The 21,471-nt window shown below is 57.8% G+C and carries 22 protein-coding genes; 6 read left to right on the forward strand and 16 right to left on the reverse strand.

Annotation, left to right across the window (positions count from 1 at the left end; all coding sequences use genetic code 11):
- Window positions 1-86: 86 nt before the first annotated feature.
- The 4 genes from frr to rpsB form a co-directional block, all read right to left on the reverse strand.
- Window positions 87-644, reverse strand: coding sequence for a ribosome recycling factor (frr, locus tag JQR87_RS13850; protein WP_407296139.1), 558 nt, complete (start codon window positions 642-644; stop codon window positions 87-89).
- Window positions 641-1,384, reverse strand: coding sequence for a UMP kinase (gene pyrH / locus JQR87_RS13855; RefSeq protein ID WP_045429014.1), 744 nt, complete (start codon window positions 1,382-1,384; stop codon window positions 641-643). The genes frr and pyrH overlap by 4 nt, the downstream gene beginning before the upstream one ends.
- 191 nt (window positions 1,385-1,575) lie before the next feature.
- Window positions 1,576-2,445 carry a translation elongation factor Ts gene (tsf, locus tag JQR87_RS13860; protein WP_407296135.1) on the reverse strand — a complete coding sequence of 290 codons (870 nt, stop codon included), beginning with the start codon at window positions 2,443-2,445 and terminating at the stop codon, window positions 1,576-1,578.
- A gap of 127 nt (window positions 2,446-2,572) precedes the next feature.
- Window positions 2,573-3,313, reverse strand: coding sequence for a 30S ribosomal protein S2 (gene rpsB, locus JQR87_RS13865; protein ID WP_407296132.1), 741 nt, complete (start codon window positions 3,311-3,313; stop codon window positions 2,573-2,575).
- A gap of 303 nt (window positions 3,314-3,616) precedes the next feature.
- Here rpsB and map point away from each other — a divergent pair, with 303 nt between their 5' ends.
- The gene (map, locus tag JQR87_RS13870) at window positions 3,617-4,399 is read left to right on the forward strand and encodes a type I methionyl aminopeptidase (RefSeq protein ID WP_407296129.1); all 783 of its coding nucleotides are present in this window, start codon (window positions 3,617-3,619) and stop codon (window positions 4,397-4,399) included.
- Between the two features lie 29 nt (window positions 4,400-4,428).
- Window positions 4,429-7,131 carry a [protein-PII] uridylyltransferase gene (locus JQR87_RS13875; protein ID WP_407296128.1) on the forward strand — a complete coding sequence of 901 codons (2,703 nt, stop codon included), beginning with the start codon at window positions 4,429-4,431 and terminating at the stop codon, window positions 7,129-7,131.
- Window positions 7,132-7,168: 37 nt separating this feature from the next.
- Here the strand turns inward: JQR87_RS13875 and JQR87_RS13880 are convergent, their stop codons facing one another.
- The 7 genes from JQR87_RS13880 to JQR87_RS13910 all read right to left on the reverse strand — a co-directional run bounded on the left by JQR87_RS13880 (window position 7,169) and on the right by JQR87_RS13910 (window position 13,651).
- The gene (locus tag JQR87_RS13880; RefSeq protein WP_407296127.1) at window positions 7,169-7,498 is read right to left on the reverse strand and encodes a Na+/H+ antiporter subunit G; all 330 of its coding nucleotides are present in this window, start codon (window positions 7,496-7,498) and stop codon (window positions 7,169-7,171) included.
- 9 nt (window positions 7,499-7,507) lie between these two features.
- Complete coding sequence (locus JQR87_RS13885; protein WP_407296126.1) at window positions 7,508-7,777, reverse strand: K+/H+ antiporter subunit F; 270 nt, start codon at window positions 7,775-7,777, stop codon at window positions 7,508-7,510.
- Window positions 7,762-8,262 (reverse strand): Na+/H+ antiporter subunit E, encoded by a 501-nt coding sequence (locus tag JQR87_RS13890; protein ID WP_407296123.1) that lies wholly within the window; start codon window positions 8,260-8,262, stop codon window positions 7,762-7,764. Before JQR87_RS13890 ends, JQR87_RS13885 begins: the two co-directional genes overlap by 16 nt.
- On the reverse strand, window positions 8,259-9,761 hold the full coding sequence (locus JQR87_RS13895) for a monovalent cation/H+ antiporter subunit D (protein ID WP_407296121.1): 1,503 nt from the start codon (window positions 9,759-9,761) through the stop codon (window positions 8,259-8,261). The genes JQR87_RS13890 and JQR87_RS13895 overlap by 4 nt, the downstream gene beginning before the upstream one ends.
- Entirely contained in the window at window positions 9,758-10,087 is a 330-nt protein-coding gene (locus JQR87_RS13900) for a Na+/H+ antiporter subunit C (protein ID WP_407296120.1), read from the reverse strand. The genes JQR87_RS13895 and JQR87_RS13900 overlap by 4 nt, the downstream gene beginning before the upstream one ends.
- On the reverse strand, window positions 10,087-12,879 hold the full coding sequence (locus JQR87_RS13905; RefSeq protein ID WP_407296117.1) for a monovalent cation/H+ antiporter subunit A: 2,793 nt from the start codon (window positions 12,877-12,879) through the stop codon (window positions 10,087-10,089). The genes JQR87_RS13900 and JQR87_RS13905 overlap by 1 nt, the downstream gene beginning before the upstream one ends.
- Before the next feature lie 310 nt (window positions 12,880-13,189).
- Window positions 13,190-13,651, reverse strand: a complete 462-nt coding sequence (locus JQR87_RS13910; protein WP_407296114.1) for a glycine zipper 2TM domain-containing protein — start codon at window positions 13,649-13,651, stop codon at window positions 13,190-13,192.
- A 179-nt stretch (window positions 13,652-13,830) separates the two neighbouring features.
- Here JQR87_RS13910 and JQR87_RS13915 point away from each other — a divergent pair, with 179 nt between their 5' ends.
- Complete coding sequence (locus JQR87_RS13915) at window positions 13,831-14,070, forward strand: hypothetical protein (RefSeq protein WP_407296112.1); 240 nt, start codon at window positions 13,831-13,833, stop codon at window positions 14,068-14,070.
- A 53-nt stretch (window positions 14,071-14,123) separates the two neighbouring features.
- Here JQR87_RS13915 and pdxH read toward each other — a convergent pair whose 3' ends face one another.
- The 4 genes from pdxH to dinG all read right to left on the reverse strand — a co-directional run bounded on the left by pdxH (window position 14,124) and on the right by dinG (window position 19,054).
- Window positions 14,124-14,771: a pyridoxamine 5'-phosphate oxidase gene (gene pdxH / locus JQR87_RS13920; RefSeq protein WP_407296108.1), complete on the reverse strand. Its 648-nt coding sequence runs from the start codon at window positions 14,769-14,771 to the stop codon at window positions 14,124-14,126.
- A 91-nt stretch (window positions 14,772-14,862) separates the two neighbouring features.
- Entirely contained in the window at window positions 14,863-15,492 is a 630-nt protein-coding gene (locus tag JQR87_RS13925) for an OmpA family protein (RefSeq protein ID WP_407296106.1), read from the reverse strand.
- A 140-nt stretch (window positions 15,493-15,632) separates the two neighbouring features.
- The gene (locus JQR87_RS13930; protein ID WP_407297690.1) at window positions 15,633-16,781 is read right to left on the reverse strand and encodes a serine hydrolase domain-containing protein; all 1,149 of its coding nucleotides are present in this window, start codon (window positions 16,779-16,781) and stop codon (window positions 15,633-15,635) included.
- A 128-nt stretch (window positions 16,782-16,909) separates the two neighbouring features.
- Window positions 16,910-19,054, reverse strand: a complete 2,145-nt coding sequence (gene dinG, locus JQR87_RS13935) for an ATP-dependent DNA helicase DinG (protein WP_407296103.1) — start codon at window positions 19,052-19,054, stop codon at window positions 16,910-16,912.
- An 87-nt stretch (window positions 19,055-19,141) separates the two neighbouring features.
- Here dinG and JQR87_RS13940 point away from each other — a divergent pair, with 87 nt between their 5' ends.
- Window positions 19,142-19,606 carry a CopD family protein gene (locus JQR87_RS13940; protein ID WP_407296101.1) on the forward strand — a complete coding sequence of 155 codons (465 nt, stop codon included), beginning with the start codon at window positions 19,142-19,144 and terminating at the stop codon, window positions 19,604-19,606.
- A 52-nt stretch (window positions 19,607-19,658) separates the two neighbouring features.
- On the opposite strand, the gene JQR87_RS13945 is transcribed toward JQR87_RS13940, so the two are convergent.
- A complete protein-coding gene (locus tag JQR87_RS13945) occupies window positions 19,659-20,267 on the reverse strand; it encodes an OmpA family protein (protein ID WP_407297688.1) in 609 nt (202 codons plus the stop codon).
- Between the two features lie 210 nt (window positions 20,268-20,477).
- Here JQR87_RS13945 and JQR87_RS13950 point away from each other — a divergent pair, with 210 nt between their 5' ends.
- Window positions 20,478-20,975 carry a DUF6231 family protein gene (locus JQR87_RS13950; protein ID WP_407296098.1) on the forward strand — a complete coding sequence of 166 codons (498 nt, stop codon included), beginning with the start codon at window positions 20,478-20,480 and terminating at the stop codon, window positions 20,973-20,975.
- A gap of 7 nt (window positions 20,976-20,982) precedes the next feature.
- Complete coding sequence (locus JQR87_RS13955) at window positions 20,983-21,468, forward strand: YchJ family protein (RefSeq protein WP_407296095.1); 486 nt, start codon at window positions 20,983-20,985, stop codon at window positions 21,466-21,468.
- Window positions 21,469-21,471: the final 3 nt, after the last annotated feature.

Genomic DNA, 21,471 nt, shown 5'->3' on the forward strand with positions numbered 1-21,471 from the left:
CGACTGGTTAGCCCCTTGCGCCTTGAGCCTGCTTGGCTCGGCACACTCCGACGCGAGCAGTACGGATGAAATCCGGTACAGCAACATCAAACGGCCATGAGGTCGTTTTCTTTGCCCTCTAGTGCCTTGTCGATTTCCGCAACGTACTTGTCGGTCAGCTTTTGAACGTCATCTTGAGCGCGGCGTTCCTCGTCCTCACTGATTTCCTTTTCTTTCACAAGGTCCTTGAGCTGGGCGATAGCATCACGACGGATGTTGCGAACCGCAACCCGGGCGTTCTCGGCCTCCGAGCGGGCCTGCTTGGTATAGCCCTTACGTGTCTCTTCGGTGAGCGCCGGCATCGGCACTCGAATCGTGGTCCCTGCGGTAGCCGGGTTCAGGCCCAGATCAGATGTCAGGATTGCCTTTTCGACAGCCTGGATCATGCCTCTGTCGAACACCGTGAGAGCCAGGGTGCGCGAGTCTTCCGCGGTCACGTTGGCGATCTGGCGCAGCGGAGTATCGCTGCCGTAATAAGAAACCATGACGCCATCGAGTATGCTCGGGTGAGCTCGGCCGGTCCGGATTTTGGCGAATGCATGCCCTAGCGAATCCAGGGTCTTTTTCATGCGTTCCTGGGCGTCTTGCTTGATCTCGTTGATCATTGATACTGCTCCTCGATCAGGGTTCCTTCGGCGCCGCCGAGCACAATATTGAGCAAAGCACCGGGCTTATTCATGTTAAAAACCCGTAGCGGCATGTTGTGATCGCGGCACAGGCAAATGGCTGTCAGGTCCATAACGCCCAGCTTGCGATCAAGCACATCATCATAAGTCAGCTGCTCGAACTTTTCGGCATTTGGATCCTTGAACGGATCGGCCGTATAAACGCCATCTACTTTGGTGGCCTTGAGCACCACGTCAGCATGGATCTCAATCGCCCGCAAACAGGCAGCCGAGTCGGTAGTAAAGAACGGATTACCAGTACCCGCCGAGAAGATCACCACCTCGCCGCTCTTCAAGTGACGCATGGCCTTGCGCCGATCATAGTGATCGGTAACTCCAACCATCGAAATAGCCGACATGACGAGTGCCGGGATGTTCGATCGCTCCAAAGCGTCGCGCATGGCCAGCGAGTTCATCACGGTAGCGAGCATACCCATATGATCGCCGGTCACACGATCCATGCCTGCGGCTGATAAGGCTGCACCACGGAACAAGTTGCCTCCGCCGATGACCAAGCCAACCTCTACGCCTATCCCAACTAGCTGCCCGACTTCCAAGGCCATGCGATCGAGCACCTTGGGATCAATACCAAAGTCCTCCGACCCCATCAGGGCCTCACCGCTTAACTTGAGCAGAATGCGTTTATAGCGAGGATTGCGTGCACTCATTTGCTGAGCCATTGGCGTTGTTTCTCCTGCGGCATTTGTATGACTAAGCCGGCGTGTAGCCAGAAAATATCTGCGCTGTGACAGCGCAGTATTGCATTGGTGCCAAGCAGCAGCTGCGCATGGCAAAACATTTTCCATCCTCTAATCCGACAAAGAGGCCGCGCGCGTGAGCGGGCAGCCTCTTTGAGGACGGCGGTACCGTCTTATTGCTTGGTAGCAGCTACCTGAGCGGCAACTTCAGCAGCAAAGTCGACCTCGGCGCGCTCGATACCTTCGCCTACTTCGTACCGTACAAAGGATACGATTTCAGCACCGGCCTTCTTCGCCAGCTCACCGACTTTGACGTCTGGATCCTTGACGAACGGCTGCTCGACCAGGCTGGCCTCAGCCAAGAACTTGCTGATGCGACCAGCAACCATCTTCTCGACGATCTCAGCCGGCTTTCCTTTGATCTTGTCTTCGTTCAGGGCAAGGAAGATTTCCTTTTCCTTGGCAACGGCTTCCTCGGACACTTGCGACGGGTCCAGGAATTGCGGGTTGCTGGCCGCGACATGCATAGCGATTTCTTTCGCCAGATCCACGTTGCCGCCTTTCAGCGCAACCAGAACACCAATGCGATGGCCGTGCAGATAGGAACCGATCAGGTCGCCTTCTACCGCGGTAAGACGGCGGATGTTTACGTTCTCGCCGCACTTGGCTACCAGTGCTTCACGATCACTTTCCTGAGCAGCGATCAGCGGAGCGGCGTCAGTCATGTTTTCAGCGAACGCTTTTTCGACGCTGCTGCTGACGAAACTCTTGAAGTCGTCCTGCAGAGCCAGGAAGTCGGTCTGCGAGTTGACTTCGATGATCACGGCGCGCTTGTTGTCATCGGCAACCTTGACTGCAATGGAGCCTTCCGCAGCAATATTGCCTGCTTTCTTGGCTGCCTTGATCGCACCGGCGGCGCGCATGTCGTCAATGGCTTTTTCGATGTCGCCGCCTGCAGCGGTGAGTGCCTTTTTGCAATCCATCATGCCTTGGCCAGTGCGCTCGCGCAGTTCTTTAACCAGGGCTGCAGTAATCTCTGCCATGTTCGCAAGTCCTCTCGATTCGATTGTCGATCATCACCGCATGAAGCGGCCGATCAATTCGGAATTGGCAAAAAGGGGGCATAGCCCCCTTTCTGTTCAACGGGTATCAGCTAGGCGACAGAAGCACTCAGCCTTGAGCGGCCTCGGCAGCTGCTTCTTCAACAAACTCATCAGCACCGCCAGCGGTGTTCTGACGACCACGCAGTACAGCGTCAGCCATAGAGCTCAGATAGAGTTGCACGGCGCGGATGGCATCATCATTACCGGGGATGATGTAGTCGACGCCTTCCGGGCTGCTGTTGGTATCGACAATACCGATAACCGGAATGCCCAGCTTGTTGGCTTCAGAGATGGCAATGCGCTCGTGATCGACGTCTACCACGAACATCGCATCCGGCAGACCGCCCATATCCTTGATACCACCCAGACTGCGATCCAGCTTTTCCAGATCACGACTGCGCATCAGCGCTTCTTTCTTGGTCAGCTTCTCGAAGGTGCCGTCCTGAGACTGGGTTTCCAGCTCACGCAGACGCTTGATCGAGGCGCGGATGGTCTTGTAGTTGGTCAGCATGCCGCCCAACCAGCGATGATCGACGTACGGCGAGCCACAACGAGCAGCCTCTTCGCGAACGATTTTGCCAGCGGAACGCTTGGTACCGACGAACAGAATCTTGTTCTTGCCCGCTGCCAGTTTTTCAACGAAACGCAGGGCGTCGTTGAACATCGGCAGGGTCTTTTCCAAGTTGATGATATGAATCTTGTTGCGCGCGCCAAAGATGTATTTATCCATCTTCGGGTTCCAGTAACGGGTCTGGTGGCCGAAGTGCACACCGGCCTTCAGCATATCGCGCATAGTGACTTGAGACATTAGACTTCCTCAGATAAGTCGGGTTAGGCCTCCACGCGTCCCGATATCCAACTCTTTCGAGCACCCAGGATACCGTGTCGACACGTGTGTGGGGTAAGGCTCGGCAGGTAGTCCCGCAAAGCGGCGCGTTTTATAGCACAAAGAAGCGTCATAAGCTAGCGCGCGGCTGGTTTTACAACAACCTCGAAGCGTACTCCTCCGTGCGTCCGAGCAGCAGGGCCGACTGCAGGCCAACAGCGCTTTGGTTTATGATTCAGGTCTCGAAATCATTCGCCCGCGCCTCTTGGCGCCAAGAGGACTTGCATGACCGTTTCAATCAAGACGCCTGAAGACATCGAAAAAATGCGCATCGCTGGCCGACTGGCCGCCGAAGTGCTGGAAATGATCAGCGAGCACGTCAAGCCGGGCGTAACCACCGATGAGCTAGACCGCATTTGCCACGACTACATTGTAAATACACAAAAGGCCATACCCGCGCCGCTTGACTACAAGGGTTTTCCGAAATCTATCTGCACATCGATCAACCACGTCGTCTGCCATGGCATCCCCAACGACAAGCCGCTGAAAGATGGTGACATCCTCAATATCGACATCACGGTCATCAAGGATGGTTACCACGGCGACACCAGCAGGATGTTCATTGCAGGCAAAGCGGCGGAATGGGCAGAGCGCCTGTGCAGGGTCACTCAGGAGTGTCTCTATAAAGGTATCGAAGTGGTTCGTCCTGGCGCTCGGCTCGGTGATATAGGCGAGGTCATTCAAAAGCACGCTGAAAAGAATGGCTTTTCAGTCGTTCGTGAGTACTGCGGACATGGAATCGGCAAGGTCTTCCATGAAGAGCCTCAGGTGCTTCATTACGGCCGCGCCGGAACCGGACTGGAGCTCAAGGAGGGAATGACCTTCACAATTGAGCCGATGATCAACCAAGGCCGACCAGAAACACGACTGCTTGGCGATGGCTGGACAGCGATCACCAAGGATCGCAAGTTATCGGCCCAATGGGAACATACACTCGTGGTCACCGCTGAAGGCTACGAAATTCTGACGTTGCGCAGCGATGACACCATAGCCCGCACATCGCCCTGATATCACAACACACTGAAGGAGGGCGATATATGTCCAAGGTTGATCCCGAACTGTTCGACCGTAGCCAATTCCAAGCCGAATTGGCACTCAAGTCCAGTCCGATTGCCGCCTTCAAAAAAGTGATCCGGAAGGCCAGAGAAGCGCTCGATGCGCGCTTCCTTGCGGGACAGGACATTCGCAGGCTGATTGAAGATCGCGCCTGGTTCGTGGACCAGATTCTTGGCGCAGCCTGGGAGCGATTCGATTGGACCGCAGACGCAGAAATCGCCCTCATTGCGGTAGGTGGCTATGGTCGAGGCGAGCTCCACCCGTACTCAGATATCGACCTCCTGATTCTGCTTGATGACAACGATCAGGAAATCTTCCGCGACGCCATCGAGCGCTTTCTTACGCTGTTGTGGGACATCGGCCTTGAGGTTGGACAGAGCGTGCGCTCCGTGCAGGAATGCGCCGAAGAAGCGCGGGCAGATCTGACAGTCATTACCAACCTGATGGAAAGCCGCACGATAGCCGGCCCCGAGCGCCTGCGCCAAGACATGCTGAAGGTAACCAGCCCTTCAGAAATGTGGCCAAGCAAAGAATTCTTCCTCGCCAAGCGTAACGAGCAAGCTGCCCGCCACGCCAAGTACAACAATACTGAGTACAACCTGGAACCCAATGTCAAAGGGTCACCCGGCGGCCTTCGTGACATCCAGACGATCCTATGGATTGCCCGCCGTCAGTTCGGCAGCCTGAATCTCAGCGCTATCGTGGATGAGGGGTTTCTGACCGAAGGCGAATACTCGTTGCTGGTCTCCGGGCAAGAATTCATCTGGCGAGTCCGTTATGGACTGCACATGCTTGCAGGGCGCGCAGAAGACCGGCTTTTGTTTGACCACCAGCGCAGCCTCGCCGCCCTCCTCGGCTACGAGGACAGCGATGCAAAGCTCGCCATCGAGCGCTTCATGCAGAAGTACTACCGGGTTGTCATGAGTATTTCCGAGCTCAGCGATTTGGTAGGCCAGCACTTCGCGGAAGTCATCCTTTGGGAAGGAGAAAGCGGCCCGGCGGTATCGCTCAATAGCCGTTTTATGTTGCGTGACGGCTATCTGGAAGTTGCCGACAATTCCGTGTTCAAACGCAGGCCTTTCGCGATCCTGGAAATCTTCGTTCTGCTGGCCCAGCACCCCGATATCCAAGGGGTTAGAGCCGAGACCATTCGCCTTCTGCGCGATCATCGACACCTCATTGATGATGAATTCCGCAGCGACATTCGCAATACCAGCCTCTTTATCGAATTGTTTAAATGCAAGGAAGGCATTCACCGCAATCTGCGGCGCATGAACCGCTATGGGATCCTGGGTCGCTACCTTCCGGAGTTCGGCCATATCGTCGGGCAGATGCAGCATGACCTTTTTCATATCTACACGGTCGATGCCCACACGCTCAACGTCATCAAGTACCTGCGCAAGTTGAGCAAGCCCGGCGTAGCCGAGAAATATCCGCTGGCCAGCAAACTGGTGGAGCGGCTACCGAAACCCGAGCTCATTTACATAGCCGGGCTTTACCATGACATCGCCAAAGGTCGCGGCGGAGATCATTCAGAGTTGGGCGCGGTGGATGCGCAAGAATTTTGTGCACGCCATAAGCTTCCCGCGTGGGATACACGACTGGTGGTCTGGCTGGTCGAGAATCATCTGATAATGTCGACAACGGCCCAGCGCAAGGACCTGTCAGACCCGCAGGTGATCAATGACTTCGCTCAACAGGTCGGCGACGAAACCCACCTTGATTACCTTTACGTCCTGACCGTTGCAGACATCAATGCAACCAACCCCACTCTCTGGAACTCCTGGCGAGCAAGCCTGTTGCGGCAGCTCTACACCGAGACCAAGCGCGCACTTAAACGCGGCCTGGAGAACCCACTGGATCGCGAAGAGCAGATCAGACAGACCCAGCGCGCCGCACTGGATAATCTGGTGCGCAACGGAACCGATCCGGACGACGCCGAGCAGCTCTGGTCGCAGCTCGGAGACGACTATTTCATGCGTCACTCGTCCGTCGATGTTGCCTGGCACACGGAAGCCATCATCGAACACCCGAGCGATGGCGGCCCTCTGGTCCTGATCAAGGAAACGACCCAGCGCGAGTTCGAGGGCGGCACGCAGATCTTCATTTACGCCCCAGACCAGCACGACTTCTTCGCAGTTACAGTGGCGGCAATGGATCAGTTGAACCTGAACATTCATGACGCTCGCATCATCACGTCGAGCAGTCAGTTCACGCTAGACACCTATATCGTGCTCGATGCCGACGGCACCCCGATCGGCAACGACGCGGAACGCACCGAAGAAATCCGCAAAGGCTTGATCGCTGCACTCCGCAATCCGGATGATTATCTGACGATCATCCAGAAGCGGGTGCCACGACAGCTCAAGCATTTCGCTTTTCCACCGCAGGTCACCATCCACAACGATACACAGCGACCCCAGACCATCATCGAGGTCGTTGCGCCCGACCGACCGGGCTTGCTGGCGCGCATTGGGCAGCTGTTTCTAGACTTCGATCTTTCGGTACAGAACGCCAAGATCGCGACTCTAGGCGAGCGGGTCGAAGACGTGTTCTTCGTAACCAATGCTGATAATGAGCCGCTCTCGGATCCACAGCTCTGCATCCAGCTTCAACAGGCGCTGGTCAAGCAGTTGTCCCAGGACAATGAGCATCAACCCTCACCCAGCAGCCTGGTCATCTAACTGGGCGAGCCAGCGCTGACTACGCCCTCAAGCCCTTTCAGTCCCAGGGCTTACCACGCGTCCTGGCCGTATGAGGCAGCTTTTGCTGCATCGCGGCCTTGGCGAGTACATGCGCGCTGACCGGAGCGGTCAGGAACAGGAACATCGTGATCAACAACTCGTGCAAGCTGAGGCCATCGCCCTGATTGCTAAAGAAGATCATCGACGCGATTACGATTCCCCCAACCCCCAGCGTAGTGGCCTTGGTCGGCCCGTGCAGACGGGTGAAGAAATCCGGCAAACGGTACAGACCAAACGCTCCAACCAAAGCAAACAGGCTGCCGATTACCAAAAAAACACTCACTAACAACTCGACCCAGAATGGCATAGGTGTTCCTTAGTCAATAATGTCGCCGTGCAATAGGTGCTTGGCCACTGCAACGGTACTGACGAAGCCCATCACCGCAATCAGTAGAGCAGCTTCGAAAAACAGGTCTGACGCCAGCCAGATGCCAAACAGGACGATCATCGCCAACGCATTGATATAGAGCGTATCGAGGGCCAGAACCCGATCCGGCATATCCGGCCCCATGATCAGACGAATCACATTCAGCGCCGCCGCGAGCCCGACGATTGCCATACACAAGGGGATCACGTATGTGAGCATTCGAATATCTCCAACAGCGGCGCTTCGTAACGGTTCTTCACTTCAGCCACCATGGCTTCAATATCGGGCGCATCGAGCGCATGAACAAGCAGCACCTTGTGATCGGCTCGCAACGAGGCTGACACCGTCCCGGGCGTCAGCGAAATGATGCTGGTGAGCACCGCCAGGACGAAAGGATGCTCAATTGCCATCGGCACCTCGATGAACGCCGGCTGCAAATGGCTACGCGGGCCCAGCACCAGCTTCGCCACATGTAGATTGGCGACTGTGATGTCGTAAAACACCTTCAACATGAACGTACAGAGCTTGAGCGGCCGGCGTACCGCGGGGATGTCGATGAGAAATCCACTGACCAGCAGCGGGATGCCCCAGCCGAGAAAAAGCCCGAGCAAAAGGTGCCCGAAACTGATCGTGTTATTGAGCAAGAGCCACAATGCCGTGAGCAAAAGGGTCAATGGCAGGTTGGGCAGAAAACGAGATTTCAAGCGGCACCCCCCTGAATGATCTGCAAATAAGGCTTGAGGTCGAACAGCTGGTTGGCCGCGGCATCCACATAAGATTGGATCGGCGCACCGGCTAAAACCAGTACGACGCTACCGAACAGCAAACCAACGCATGCTGCGACTCGAATGGTGTCGGCAGGCCTGCCGACACTCGCCGCATCGCTCGAACGCCAGAAGATCATGCTACCCGCACGGCCTAGAGTCAGGACCATGCCCAACCCGCCAATCAACACCACTGGCCAGAGCGCTATCGCATCGATGCCGGGGGGAACGGCACGAAGCAGCATCACTTTCCCTAAAAAACCGGAAAACGGCGGCAAGCCGGCCACTGATATGGCGGCAGCAAAGAACAATGCGCCAAGCATTAGCGGCTGCCGCAACGCTGGAGCGGTGATCAGTTCCGCAGCGGTATCGCCCCGCTGCCTTGCAATCACATCAGCTAAAAGGAACAGGCCGCCCGCAACCAGGGTACTGTGGATGAGGTAATACAAGGCAGCAGACAACCCTTCCACAGTGCCCAGTGCGATCCCTGCCAGCAACGTGCCTACTGAAACCACAACCAGATAGGACAGCAGGATCTGCAGGTTTCGCGCTGCCAAGGCACCGAGCACGCCGCCGGCGAGGGTAAGCATGGACAACGGCCACAGCCAGTCGAGCACCATGCCGTTCAGCACGCCTGCCTCGGCACCGTATACCAACGTGAAGACCCGTACGATTGCGTAGAGACCAAGCTTGGTCATGATCGCAAATAGAGCGGCGACCGGGGCAGTAGCAGAGGCGTAGGCACGGGGCAGCCAGAAATACAGCGGTAGAATGGCGGCCTTGAGCGCGAACACCACCAACAGCAGGTAGCCGGCAGCAGCTAACAGCGGCGCCTCATTGGGAGCGGCAGCACTCACCCGAATAGCCAGGTCTGCCATGTTCAGCGTGCCGGTCAAGCCATAGAGCATACTCACGCCTATCAGGAACAGCGATGAGCCCAGCAGGTTCAACACGACGTAGTGAATCCCAGCTTTGACGCGCCTCGATCCGTGCCCATGAACAAGCAAGGCGTATGAGGAAATCAGCAGGATTTCGAAAAACACGAATAGGTTGAACAGGTCACCAGTGAGGAACGCGCCGTTGATGCCTACGAGTTGGAACTGAAACAAGGCGTGGAAATTGGGGCCGCGTTCATCGTCGCCGCGTATGGCATAGAGCACGGAAAACGCGGCGAGGATGGCTGTCACCAGTAGCATCAACGCGCTCAAACGATCCAGCAGCAACATGATGCCGAACGGCGCCGGCCAGTCGCCCAGCTGATAGACCAACAGTACGCCACTGTCAGCCTGATAGAGCAACCAAAGCGCGAGCGGCATCAGTAGCCAGGTCGAGGCAACCGATACGACACGCTTGAAAGAACTCTCTCGACGATGGCCGACCAGTAATAAGCAGCCTGCGAACAGCGGCAGCAGGATCGGAAGGATCAACGCATGGTTCATTCGCGCGGCTCCCGCCCATCCACATGATCAGTTCGTAGTTCGCCAAGCCCGCGCAGCGACAGGATCACCACGAACGCGGTCATGGCGAAACCGATCACGATTGCCGTCAGTACCAAGGCTTGCGGCAGCGGATCGCCATACTGGGCGCTCCGCCCGATGACCGCCGGCGCGCCAGTGCTCAGACGACCCATGGCAAAGATAAACAGGTTGACCGCATAGGAGATCAGGGTCAGCCCCATGACGACAGGAAAGATACGCGCCCGCAGCAACAGATATACGCCACTGGTCATCATGACCCCGAGTGTTATTGCAAAAACCGCTTCCATCAGAGGACCTCCTTGCACGACTCGTCCTGGCTCACATGGGCGATGTTGGACAGTATGAGCAAGGTCGCGCCCACGACCGTCATGTAGACGCCCAGGTCGAAAATCATCGCGGTGGCCAGTTCGAACTCCCCGATCAGGGGGAAATGGAAATGATCGAAGGCCGATGTCAGGAACGGTCGTCCGAATAGCCAGCTACCCAAACCTGTCAGTCCCGCGATCATCACACCCAGCCCCGCCATACCGTGGTAGCTGAACGGTTGGCGCTTCTGAGCCCAAACCACGCCGTGCGAGATGTATTGAAGGATCAACGCGACAGCTGTGATCAGACCCGCAATGAAGCCACCACCGGGTAGATTGTGACCCCGTAGGAAAATGAACGCCGAGACCAGCAAAGCCATCGGCAGCAATGCGCGTGAGAGAGTATCCAGTACCAGTGGGTGGCGATCCGTCGACCACAAACGACCTCCGTAATCACGTACCGGATGCGGTAGGCGTAACCCATGCAGCAAGCCGTAGATACCTACAGCCGCAATCGCCAGGACGGCGATCTCGCCCAGGGTATCGAAGCCGCGGAAGTCGACCAGAATCACGTTGACCACGTTGGTTCCGCCGCCGCCCGACACGCTGTTCTCGAGAAAGAACGAAGCGATACTGTCGTAAGGGCGCGTCAGCACAGCATAAGCCAGCAGAGCTACCATGGTGCCGAACGTCGCTGAAAGGACCAGATCTCGGAAACTGCGCAAACTGCTCGACTCGACAGGCGTGCGGTCGGGCATGAAGAACAGCGCAAGGATCAGCAGGATGATCGTCACTACCTCGACTGACAGCTGAGTCAAGGCCAGGTCTGGAGCAGAGAAACGTGCGAATGCAAGGGACACCATCAGCCCCACCACGCTGAGCACAATCAGCGCCGTCAACCGGCGGCGGTGGAAGATGACCGTCAGAACGGAACTCAGGCCCAGAAGGAACAAGCCAAACACCGTGATGCCATCCAGCGGCGTCAGTTCAACCGGGCCACGCAATGCTTCCAACGGTGTCAGCGCATACACCACCAACACCAGCGAGCTGGCCAGCATAAGCGCCAGATAGCGCTGCAGTGAACCAGTCTCGAGCCGCATGGTGATCCAGCATGCCGCACCGGCGATGTCGCTTACCACTCTGGAGAAAACCTCCAGCGAATCGACTCGCGGCAGCCCTTCGTACCAGCGAAACGCCCATTTGCGCATCGAATAGATCAGCAGACCGCCACCCAGCGCGACAAAACTCATCGCGAGCGGCAGGTTGAACCCATGCCATATGGCGAGACTGTATTCAGGCACATCGCCGTGGAGGCTCCCCGCAACTGCCGCGGCAAGCAACGGCGCCACCGTATAGGCCGGCAAGGTACCCACCAGCAGGCAAAGCAGCACCAGAATTTCGACCGGAATCTTCATGTAACGCGCCGGCTCATGCGGCGGGTACTTCGGAAGGTCGATCGGCTCGCCGTTGAAGAACACGTCATGCACGAAACGCAGCGAATAGGCGACGGAGAACGCACTCGCCAACGTCGCCAGAGCGGGTATGGTCCAGTAGAAACTGCCAAGCAGATGCTGATCGAGCGTTTCGGCGAAGAACATCTCCTTGCTCAAGAAGCCATTGAGCAGAGGGACGCCCGCCATCGCCAACGACGCCACCATCGCCAGCGCTGCGGTATGCGGCATGTACTTGAGCATTCCATTGACACGGCGCATATCGCGCGTACCGGTTTCATGGTCAATGATGCCGGCAGCCATGAACAACGAGGCTTTAAACGTCGCATGGTTGATGATGTGGAAGATGGCGGCCACTGCGCCCATTCGCGAATCAAGGCCGAACAACAGTGTGATCAGACCCAGGTGGCTGATGGTCGAGTAGGCCAGCAAACCTTTGAGGTCGTGCTGGAACAGTGCCATTACGGCGCCCAGCAACAGCGTTGAGAGCCCCGTCAGGCTGACCAGGTAGAACCACCATTCCGAATCCGACAGCGCCGGGTACAGGCGCGCCAGCAGAAATACACCAGCCTTGACCATGGTAGCCGAATGCAAAAAGGCAGAAACCGGCGTAGGTGCAGCCATGGCCTGTGGCAGCCAGAAATGAAATGGAAATTGCGCCGACTTGGTAAAAACACCCAGCAGCACCAGAATCAACGTGATCGGATACAGCGCGTTCCCGCGAATCAGATCTCCGGATGCGAGCACGGCGCTGAGCTCGAAGCTACCAACGATATGACCAATCAACAGAATGCCCGCCAGCAGGGCCAAACCGCCGCCTCCAGTGATCGCGAGCGCCATGCGCGCGCCCTGCCGTGCATCAGAACGATGGCTCCAGAAGCCGATCAGCAAGAATGAGGATAGGCTGGTGAGCTCCCAGAACATCAGCATCAACAAGAGGTTTTCGGCCAGCACGACGCCAAGCATGGCGCCCATGAACAGCAAAAAAAAGCCGAAGAATCGCCCCATGGGCTCGCTTTTAGCCAGGTAATAACGGGCGTAGAGAATGACGAGCAGGCCAATGCCCAGAATCAGCAAGGCGAAAAGGAATCCGAGGCCGTCTAGCCGGAGGCTCAGATTCAGACCCAAAGCAGGGAGCCAGGGCACGAAAAATATTTCCGTTTCGCCACCAAAAACCGCAGCGCGTTTGGACAGCAGCAGCACCAGGGCAATCAGTGGCGCCAGCGCCGCACCAAAGGCACAGGCAGACCGCCCAAAACGCTCAAGCAACAGTGGCAGGCAGATACCCAGGAATGGCAGAGCGATTATCAGCGCAAGCGCCATGAGCAAAAACCCCTATAGCCGTGAAAGCGCACGGCAGCAAATTCCTTGATAGGCCAGATTTCGGCCCAAATGGCATGGCAGGTCAGTGGATTATCCATACCAGCCGCTCTACCGTCATGGTTGGATGTATTTCTAAAAACGAAAGGCGTAGCGAGACTGCCACCTGCCGCAGTCTCGCCACGCCTCTGCATTAAGCCAAGCGCCTAGTCAAATTCACCCGATCGATACGACACAGCCCTGCAACTATGCTCGAACGGCGCCCTATCAGGCACCAAGCAGCCTCGCTAGAAGGCCGGAAATACCAATGGGGTCAGGGAGCAACACGGCTGGTGCCGTTCACCGTCATGATCCGTACACGCTGGCCAACCTTAAACACTTGGTTAGGCTCAACCTCTTGGACGTACGCTCGCATATTGCCGTCATCTTCGCGCACCGTGATTTCGACGCCCTGTGCACGAGTGATGCCCTCTTCCGCAGCTGACCCCAGCATGCCGCCTGCAAGCGCACCGATGACTGCCGCAACCGCACTGCCGCGTCCTCCACCCACGCCACTTCCGGCGATACCGCCTACTACAGCCCCTGCCCCAGTGCCAATGGGCGTCTTGGTCCCCTCCAGTTTGACAGGACGCAATGACTCGATGGTGCCATAACGCACCGTTTGAACGGTCCTAGCCTCATCGCGGGAATAAGTATCGCCGGTAAGGTTTGAGGTGCAACCGCCAACAGCAAGCGCTACAGCGGTAAACGAAGCAACAAGGATAGAGTTGCGCATAGGTACTCTCCTGGGAAACGAGTGCTTATCCCGATTCGCTGGCCTGCCGGGTGCGGCGATGATTCGCTTGGCAATTACCTCGGCGTAACTCAGCATTCTTCCAACTAGGACCGTACTTTACCCGAGGCGATCCCCTGCCGCATGTATGAAGCCTGTTCAAGCCGTTTCTGAGACCGTACATGGATTATGTCATCGTTGCAGTAACCACCCTTGCCGGACTCGTATTCCATGGCTGGTTGTTCCTTCAGTTCAGGCGTTGGGCTGATCGCGACCTGGCGCTGTCGCTGGCCGGAAGCGACAACGCCAAGCGCGAATGGATCTTGCAGCGCCTAGCGGCAGCCCAAACCTTGAACGTGAAGCGAAGGGAACTACAAGGCTGGCTGGAAGGTGAACTACAGCGCTATGACGCTGGCCCATAGAGAGTGACCGGAAGCTACCGGTCTCGTAGGCAAAGATGGGAAAGTCCGCATCGCTAGGGAGCGAGACGCTCACGCTGCCACGTACTGGCGACGCGGCGGAAGTTGAGACGATCGTGAAGTCGGCTCGGCCGCCCCTGCCAGAATTCTATGCGCTCAGGCAGCAAGCGGTAGCCGCCCCAGTGCGGTGGGCATTGTGGGGCCTCGTCGAGGAACCGTTGCTCCGTTTCCGCGAGCAGCCGTTCGAGTTCGGCGCGATCGCGTATCACCCGGCTCTGCGGTGACGCCCATGCACCCAGACGACTACCCAATGGGCGCACCTGATAATAGGCATTCGATTCGGCAGCACTGACCTTCTCGACCCGCCCCTCGATCCGCACTTGTCGCTCGAGCGTCGGCCAGAAAAACGTCATCGCGCCGAATGGACAGGCCTCAAGCTGCTCGGCTTTTGCACTGTCGTAGTTACTGAAGAAGGTGAAGCCTCTGTCATCCAGCGCCTTGAGCAAAAGTACGCGGCAATGCGGGCGACCTTCGGCATCAACAGTGGCAAGCGTCATGGCGTTCGGTTCTACGGGCGGCTGCTCGGTCTGAACAGCCTCATCGAACCAACGACGGAAAAGACCGAAGGGCTCGTCCGGTGCATTCGCCTCGCTGAGTCCTTCACGTGTGTAGTCGCGGCGCATATCGGCCAGGGTCTGAGTCATCGCAAGGATTCCTGAACAAGTCGAAACCAGATCTTAGCCGTTCTGCCTTGCATCTCCACTTGACTCAGCGCAACACGGGGCAAAGCGAGCGTCACTCAGCCTTGGTGACGCCAGCAGCTGCGACCTGGGCAGAGGCTTCCGGAGCCTTGTTGTACTGGGCAACCAATGAAAGCAGTGTCGCCTGGGGAGCCAAAACCATCTCAACCCGGCGATTCAGTGCCCGCCCTTCCTCATGCTCGTTGGACGCACGCGGCATATCCGGGCCCAAACCACGAATACGCATCCGATCGTGTTTTAGCCCACTAAGCCGGAAGATCGCGGCTACAGCTCCGGCACGCTTGCGACTGATGTCTCGGTTGAGTTCGAGCGAGCCAGTGCTGTCTGCATGCCCGAGTATGATCACTGCCGTCTTCTCGTCATGTTCCAGGAGTTTCGCTACCCGACTGATCGGGCCCAGTGTTTTCGGAAGCAGCATGCCCGGACGATCCGGGTTGAATGAAGCATCTACCGGCGCGGTGACCACCAACAATCCATCACGGCGCTCAAGCTCGAAACTGCTGTTCTTCACTGCCTCACGCAACTGCGGCTCATAATCGTCGAGCCACGCATGGTCAATTATCGGCTGAGGCGCCACGACCGCTTCGATCGGCTTTTCGCTTTTAGAACTACAGCCGGCGACGGCCATGCAGACTATCAGAGAGGCGCTTTTCAGCAGGTTCATGTAGCAGATCTCGTCGAAGAAGGTGTGTGGAAAATGTGAGCACTGACTGGCAGTCCAGAGCTTAAAGCAAGGATCTGCATCAAATTGTGGACGCAGGTCATTGTTATGAAAAGTTCTGGCAACGTAAGTAGACGAGCGGTTCAGTCCAGACAAGCCCTGACTGAACGCGCCAGAGCTTGAGCCCGCGGATCCATCAACACATAAGGGCCGAGCGTATTGGTAACGAAGCCAAACGCCAGGTCACGTTGCGGATCGGCAAACCCGATGCAACCACCGGCGCCCGGATGGCCAAAGCTGCCCGGCCCCATCCCAAAGGTCGCGTTCTCGACGTCCGGCTGGTCGAGCCAGCAGCCTAGAGCGAAACGTGTGCGGGTAAGAAGCGTACGGTCTTCACCCAGACAATGCTCACGCGTCATCTCTGTCAGCAGCGCCGGGTCAAGCAGGTCACCTTGCAGAAGCCCGTCATAGAAACCGGCAAGGGCTCGAGCGTTGCCATGTCCGTTGGCGGCCGGCTGCGACATCCGCCGCCACTCCGGCTTGTTGGCACTGTTCATGACTGACGGCGGGTTGGTGAAGGCACGGGCGCTGAGTGACTCGGGATCACCGGTCATGGCACGAAACAATCGCTGGGCGGCCGCGTCGCCAAAGTTGTTTTTCTGCCGGGTCAGATAGCCCACACGATTAAATTCTGATTCCGCCAACCCTAGGTGGAAATCCAGACCTAGCGGGCTGGCGACACGGGCTACGATAGCCGCTCCCGGCTCGCGCCCATCGGCACGCCGAATCACCTCTCCCAGCAACCACCCGTACGTAATCGCTGCGTAGCCGTGGCCTTCACCAGGCGTCCACCAGGGGCTCTCAGCAGCCAGCGCAGCTGTCATCGCATCCCAGTCATACAGGGCTTCTGCCGGCAGCGACTGGCGAATAGCCGGCAGACCCGCCTGATGGCTCAGCACATGCCGCAGAGTTATGGCGTGCTTTCCGTTGGCTGCAAACTCTGGCCAGATGCGCGCGATAGGTTCATCCAGCTGCAGCTTGCCTTCTTCAACCAACTGCAACGCCGCAACCGCCGCAAAGGTCTTGGTGCAGGAGAACAGGTTGACCAGCGTATCGGTTTCCCAAGGTTGCTCACCTGCGTTGTCCGCAACACCTGCCCAAAGATCCAGGACCGTTTCGCCAGCAATCTTCACGCAAAGCGCCGCGCCACGCTGCTGAGTCTGCTCGAACAGCTCGCTGAATTGGTCTCTGACCGCCTCGAAACGTAGATCGAAGTAACCCTGGATCTGCACGTTGATACCCCTCTCGATCATTGTTTGAATCATTGTGGTCGTCGCGCAACACCGATGGAACAGAGGAAATGCTGGGCTAACGAATTATCAACGTGTCGAATGATGACGCATATCGTGGCGCCAGACCGCTAACCTATTTCACGCCGAAACGGCGGAAGCGCGTTGAGTATCGCCTTGCCGTAGCGCTGAGTAACGACTCGCCTGTCCAGCAGGGTGATCAATCCACGGTCCTCTTCGGTGCGCAACAACCGACCGCACGCCTGGACCAGCCGCAGCGATGCGTCCGGCACGGCGATTTCCATGAACGGATTACCGCCACGCGCTTCGATCCACTCGGCAAGCGCCGCCTCGACAGGATCGTCCGGTACCGCAAAGGGAATCTTGGCAATCACCACGTGTTCGCAATAGGCGCCAGGCAGGTCGACGCCCTCTGCAAAGCTGGCCAGCCCGAACAGGACGCTGTCTTCACCATCGGCGACCCGCGCCTTGTGCTTGTTCAGCGTCTCCTGCTTGGACAGGTTGCCCTGGATCAGCACTCGCCGCCGCCAGTCTCGCTCCAGCCCATCGAAGACGTCTTGCATCTGCTTGCGCGACGAGAACAAGACCAAGGTGCCGCGAGACCCTTCGACCAACGTTGGCAAGTCGCGAACGATGGCCGCGGTGTGTGCCGTTGCGTCACGTGGGTCGGCATTGAGATTGGGCACGCGCAACACACCGGCGTCGGCATGGTGGAATGGGCTCGGTACGACTGCCGTCACTGCGCAGCGAGGCAGCCCTGCACGCATGCGATAGCGATCGAAGCTATTGAGCGCGGTTAGCGTCGCTGAGGTTACGAGCGCGCCGTAGCAGACGTTCCAGAGATTGCGCCGCAACGTTTCGGCCGCAAGAATCGGACTGGCGTTGACCTCGATATCGAACAATGCACCGCCCTCAGCCAGAGTCAGCCAGCGCGCCATCGGCGGGCTGTCTTCCGGATCGTCGACGGTAAACGCAGTCCATAACTCCCAGTTGCCTTGAGCACGCGTCAGCAGGCTACCGAACAATGGGTACCATTCTTCCGCCTGATGGCTGGCAATACCGACACCCGCCTCGCCATCCATGGCTTCTTTAAGCAGCTCTGCCAACCGTGTCAACAAGTCCGTGAGTTTGGCGAAGCCCTTTTTCAGCTCGATGCCAAGCTCGATCAAGTGTTCCGGGACGATCCCGCCTACGAAACGATGCCTTGGTCGCTCACGACCCTCCATATCCTCGCCCGCCTTGAAGTCGGCGAGCTGCTCGCAAGCGCTGAACATGAATTGCTGCTGGCTACGCAAGTCTCGCGCGATTTCGGGAACCGCCTCGATGAGGCGCCCCAGATCACCTGGCAGAGGATGCTGTGCCAGGAGCTTGGTCAAGTTCTTCTCGACCTGAGCCAGCCAATCTGCAGTCGAGCGCAGGCGCGTGAAGTGAGCGAAATGACCAATCGCCTTGTCGGGCAAATGATGCCCCTCGTCAAAGACATAGAACGTATCGCGCGGATCCGGCAGGACAGCGCCGCCGCCAAGCGCGAGGTCGGCAAGCACCATGTCGTGATTGGTGACGATCACATCTACCTTGGTCATGCCTTCACGCGCCTTGTAGAAAGCGCACTGCTGGAAATTCGGGCAATGGCGCCCCGTGCATTGACTGTGATCGGTGGTCAAACGTGCCCAGTCCGGATCAGCGAGCTCTTCGGGCCAGCTGTCGCGATCACCGTCCCAGCGGTTCCCGGCCAATTTTTCGATCATGCTGCCAAACAACTTCTGGCTACGCTCGTCTACGTCTAGATGAAACCCTTCCTCCTCGAATAGCTGAGCCGTTGCGCTCTGCGCATGCCCCTCCTGCAACAGCACGTCGAGCTTGGATAAGCACAGATAACGGCCGCGGCCCTTGGCAAGTGCGAACGAGAAATTCAGCCCGCTGTTGCGCATCAGGTCTGGCAGGTCCTTGTGCACGATTTGCTCTTGCAGGGCTACGGTCGCGGTCGCTATCACCAGCCGTTTGCCGGCCGCTTTGGCGGTGGGAATCGCTGCGAGACTGTAGGCCACGGTCTTGCCAGTACCAGTCCCCGCCTCCACCGCCACTACTGCAGGCTCGCCCTCACGTCGCCCCTCCTCGTCAGCCTCTATCGCGCCCAGAACCTTCGCGACTTCGGCAATCATCAGGCGCTGCCCATAGCGGGGCTTGAGGCCCTTGGCTTCAAGAAATCGGGAATAGGCGCCCTGGATCTGGGACTTGAGTTCGGTGCTGAGCATGGGCGCTAGGGCTGTATATATTTTCAGTATTTCGAGAGGGTCGCTATGATAACGCGCACTCAGCCATCCGCCACCGGAGATTTAGAGATGACCCCTTTCGCTGTGCTTTACTCGCTTCATGTGCTGGCCGCGGTGATTTGGGTAGGTGGAATGTTTTTCGCCTGGATGGTGTTGCGCCCCGCCGCTGTATCGGAACTTCAGGCACCCGAGCGTCTGAAGCTCTGGGTTGAAGTGTTTCGCCGATTCTTCCTGTGGGTCTGGATAACGCTTCTGGTTCTGCCGATAAGCGGTATCGGCATGTGGCATATCAAATTCGGCAACATGGACGCTGCACCGCGCTACGTTCACATCATGGCTGGCTTGTTCGTGGTGATGCTGGCGCTTTTTCTGCGGATTCAGCTCTTGCATTTGCCGCCGCTCAAACGTGCCGTTGCGGCGCAGAACTGGCCGGACGGCGGGGCTGCCCTTGGGCAGATTCGCAGGCTGGTCGGCGTTAACCTGCTACTCGGCTTGGGGATAGTCGCCCTCGCAAGCGCACGCCCCATGCTCTGACAGGCGCGCAAAAAAAACCGGGCTGATGCCCGGTTTTTTTGTGAGCTAACCGTTAAGGACGGGCTTCGACCGAAGCCTCAACCCGACGGTTGATGGCGCGCCCCAGCTCGGTCGAGTTGTCAGCGACCGGACGCGATTCGCCGTAGCCAATGGCTTCGAGACGATTGGCATCGATACCGTAACGGTCGACCAGCACATCACGCACAGCCTCAGCACGACGCGACGACAGACGCTGGTTATACGCATCGGTGCCGATGGAGTCAGTATGGCCTTCGACGGTGGTGGAGGTCTGGTCGTACTGCTTCATGAAGTCAGCAAGCACTTCGATGTCGTCGTAAGCGTCCTGGCGCACGGTAGCCTTGTCAAAGTCGAATTTCACGTCCAGCTCTACCCGTACCGCCTCCAGCACTGGTTCCGGTTCTGGCTCCGGCTCGGCCATCGGTTCAGGCTCGACCGTTTCGGCTACCGCGACGGTTTCTTGCTCGGTGCCGTTAGCCCAGCAGTAAGCGGCGGCCATGCCGCCACCGATCAATGCGCCGTAGCCGGTATAGGTGCTGCTTTCGATTGCACCCAACGCCGCGCCGGTTACACCGCCGACAGCCGCACAGCTGGGCCAATCTTCTTTCTGCACGCCGGCGCAGCCGGCCAGAATGGTGGTCATCGCAATCACGGGTACTGCTGTCCGTAAGCTACTCATCGTTGAAGCCTCCTAATGTGGGATCGGCCAGAGCGCCATGCGGACGAGCATGAGCGACTCCAGTTATAACGAGACTAGGCCGGCACGCGCTGCCGCGCTAGTCTTTACGCTTTGGCCAGGCCACTTAGCGCTGCGTATCCGCAGTAATTGACGCCTGACAACGAGGATCCCGGTGTGATCGCCACTCGCTCATCACAAAGCCCACAACAGACATTGGCCGCGCTGCTGGAGCAATATTCTCCAGCACGCTTGCTGCACATCGGCCGCAGTGACCTTCCTGCGATTGACGCATTCAGCCGTAGCCACCCAAGCAGCGAAATCAACCGAGCAGAAACTGGGCCTCTGCCGGACGACCTCGCCAATCGCCGCTACGATCTGGCGCTTATCGCAGACTGTCTTGAGCATCTGCCAAAGCAAGAAGGCCTGCGACTGCTTGGGGGTATCCGCAACCTCAATGCCAGCCGCATCGCGGTGCTGGTTGATCTGCAGGCTTGCGATTGGCAAGCCACGGATTTCTACGCCCTAGCGCTGCAGGTCAGTGCTCGGTTCGAACGCGACGAACAGACCTTGACTCTCTTCACCTACGACCTCCTTGATTACAAGCAGGTTCCAGACTGGCTTAATGCAAAGTACTGGGCAAATCCGCAAATGTTCGGCAAATACTGGTGGTGAACTGACGATGACCAGCGATCCCGTTCAAGCGAGAACCTGCCCATGCGGCAGCGGCAATTGGCTTTCCGAGTGCTGCGGCCGCTATCACGCAGGCTTGCCTGCACCCAGTGCAGAGCAGCTCATGCGGTCGCGCTACAGCGCCTATGTGCTTGGGCTTGTCGACTATCTGCGCAACACCACGCTACCTGCTCAGCAGCAATCTCTGGATCTACAGGCGATGAAGGAATGGAGCGCGACCAGTACCTGGTTAGGGCTCGAGGTGGAAGACAGTCAGCTGCTCGGTGGCAAGCCTGAACACGCACTGGTGAGCTTTACAGCGCGCTGGCATGACGTGGCAGGCGAGCATGCGCAGCACGAGCGTTCAGCCTTTGTACAGAATGAAGGGCGCTGGTATTTCATCGATCCGACGGTCCCGCTGAAAGCCGGTCGCAACGATCCCTGCCCATGCGGCAGCGATCAAAAATTCAAGAAGTGTTGTAGCGCCTATTTATAAAAA

The sequence above is a fragment of the Stutzerimonas stutzeri genome (assembly GCF_051028275.1).
In the GTDB taxonomy this organism is placed as follows: domain Bacteria; phylum Pseudomonadota; class Gammaproteobacteria; order Pseudomonadales; family Pseudomonadaceae; genus Stutzerimonas; species Stutzerimonas stutzeri_AS.

Excerpts from the sequence above, each read along its gene's own strand:
- frr (WP_407296139.1), bottom strand. The coding sequence starts at position 644 with ATGATCAACGAGATCAAGCAAGACGCCCAGGAACGCATGAAAAAGACC.
- pyrH (WP_045429014.1), bottom strand. The coding sequence starts at position 1,384 with ATGGCTCAGCAAATGAGTGCACGCAATCCTCGCTATAAACGCATTCTG.
- tsf (WP_407296135.1), bottom strand. The coding sequence starts at position 2,445 with ATGGCAGAGATTACTGCAGCCCTGGTTAAAGAACTGCGCGAGCGCACT.
- rpsB (WP_407296132.1), bottom strand. The coding sequence starts at position 3,313 with ATGTCTCAAGTCACTATGCGCGATATGCTGAAGGCCGGTGTGCACTTC.
- map (WP_407296129.1), top strand. The coding sequence starts at position 3,617 with ATGACCGTTTCAATCAAGACGCCTGAAGACATCGAAAAAATGCGCATC.
- JQR87_RS13875 (WP_407296128.1), top strand. The coding sequence starts at position 4,429 with ATGTCCAAGGTTGATCCCGAACTGTTCGACCGTAGCCAATTCCAAGCC.
- JQR87_RS13880 (WP_407296127.1), bottom strand. The coding sequence starts at position 7,498 with ATGCCATTCTGGGTCGAGTTGTTAGTGAGTGTTTTTTTGGTAATCGGC.
- JQR87_RS13885 (WP_407296126.1), bottom strand. The coding sequence starts at position 7,777 with ATGCTCACATACGTGATCCCCTTGTGTATGGCAATCGTCGGGCTCGCG.
- JQR87_RS13895 (WP_407296121.1), bottom strand. The coding sequence starts at position 9,761 with ATGAACCATGCGTTGATCCTTCCGATCCTGCTGCCGCTGTTCGCAGGC.
- JQR87_RS13900 (WP_407296120.1), bottom strand. The coding sequence starts at position 10,087 with ATGGAAGCGGTTTTTGCAATAACACTCGGGGTCATGATGACCAGTGGC.
- JQR87_RS13905 (WP_407296117.1), bottom strand. The coding sequence starts at position 12,879 with ATGGCGCTTGCGCTGATAATCGCTCTGCCATTCCTGGGTATCTGCCTG.
- JQR87_RS13910 (WP_407296114.1), bottom strand. The coding sequence starts at position 13,651 with ATGCGCAACTCTATCCTTGTTGCTTCGTTTACCGCTGTAGCGCTTGCT.
- JQR87_RS13915 (WP_407296112.1), top strand. The coding sequence starts at position 13,831 with ATGGATTATGTCATCGTTGCAGTAACCACCCTTGCCGGACTCGTATTC.
- pdxH (WP_407296108.1), bottom strand. The coding sequence starts at position 14,771 with ATGACTCAGACCCTGGCCGATATGCGCCGCGACTACACACGTGAAGGA.
- JQR87_RS13925 (WP_407296106.1), bottom strand. The coding sequence starts at position 15,492 with ATGAACCTGCTGAAAAGCGCCTCTCTGATAGTCTGCATGGCCGTCGCC.
- dinG (WP_407296103.1), bottom strand. The coding sequence starts at position 19,054 with ATGCTCAGCACCGAACTCAAGTCCCAGATCCAGGGCGCCTATTCCCGA.
- JQR87_RS13940 (WP_407296101.1), top strand. The coding sequence starts at position 19,142 with ATGACCCCTTTCGCTGTGCTTTACTCGCTTCATGTGCTGGCCGCGGTG.
- JQR87_RS13945 (WP_407297688.1), bottom strand. The coding sequence starts at position 20,267 with ATGACCACCATTCTGGCCGGCTGCGCCGGCGTGCAGAAAGAAGATTGG.
- JQR87_RS13955 (WP_407296095.1), top strand. The coding sequence starts at position 20,983 with ATGACCAGCGATCCCGTTCAAGCGAGAACCTGCCCATGCGGCAGCGGC.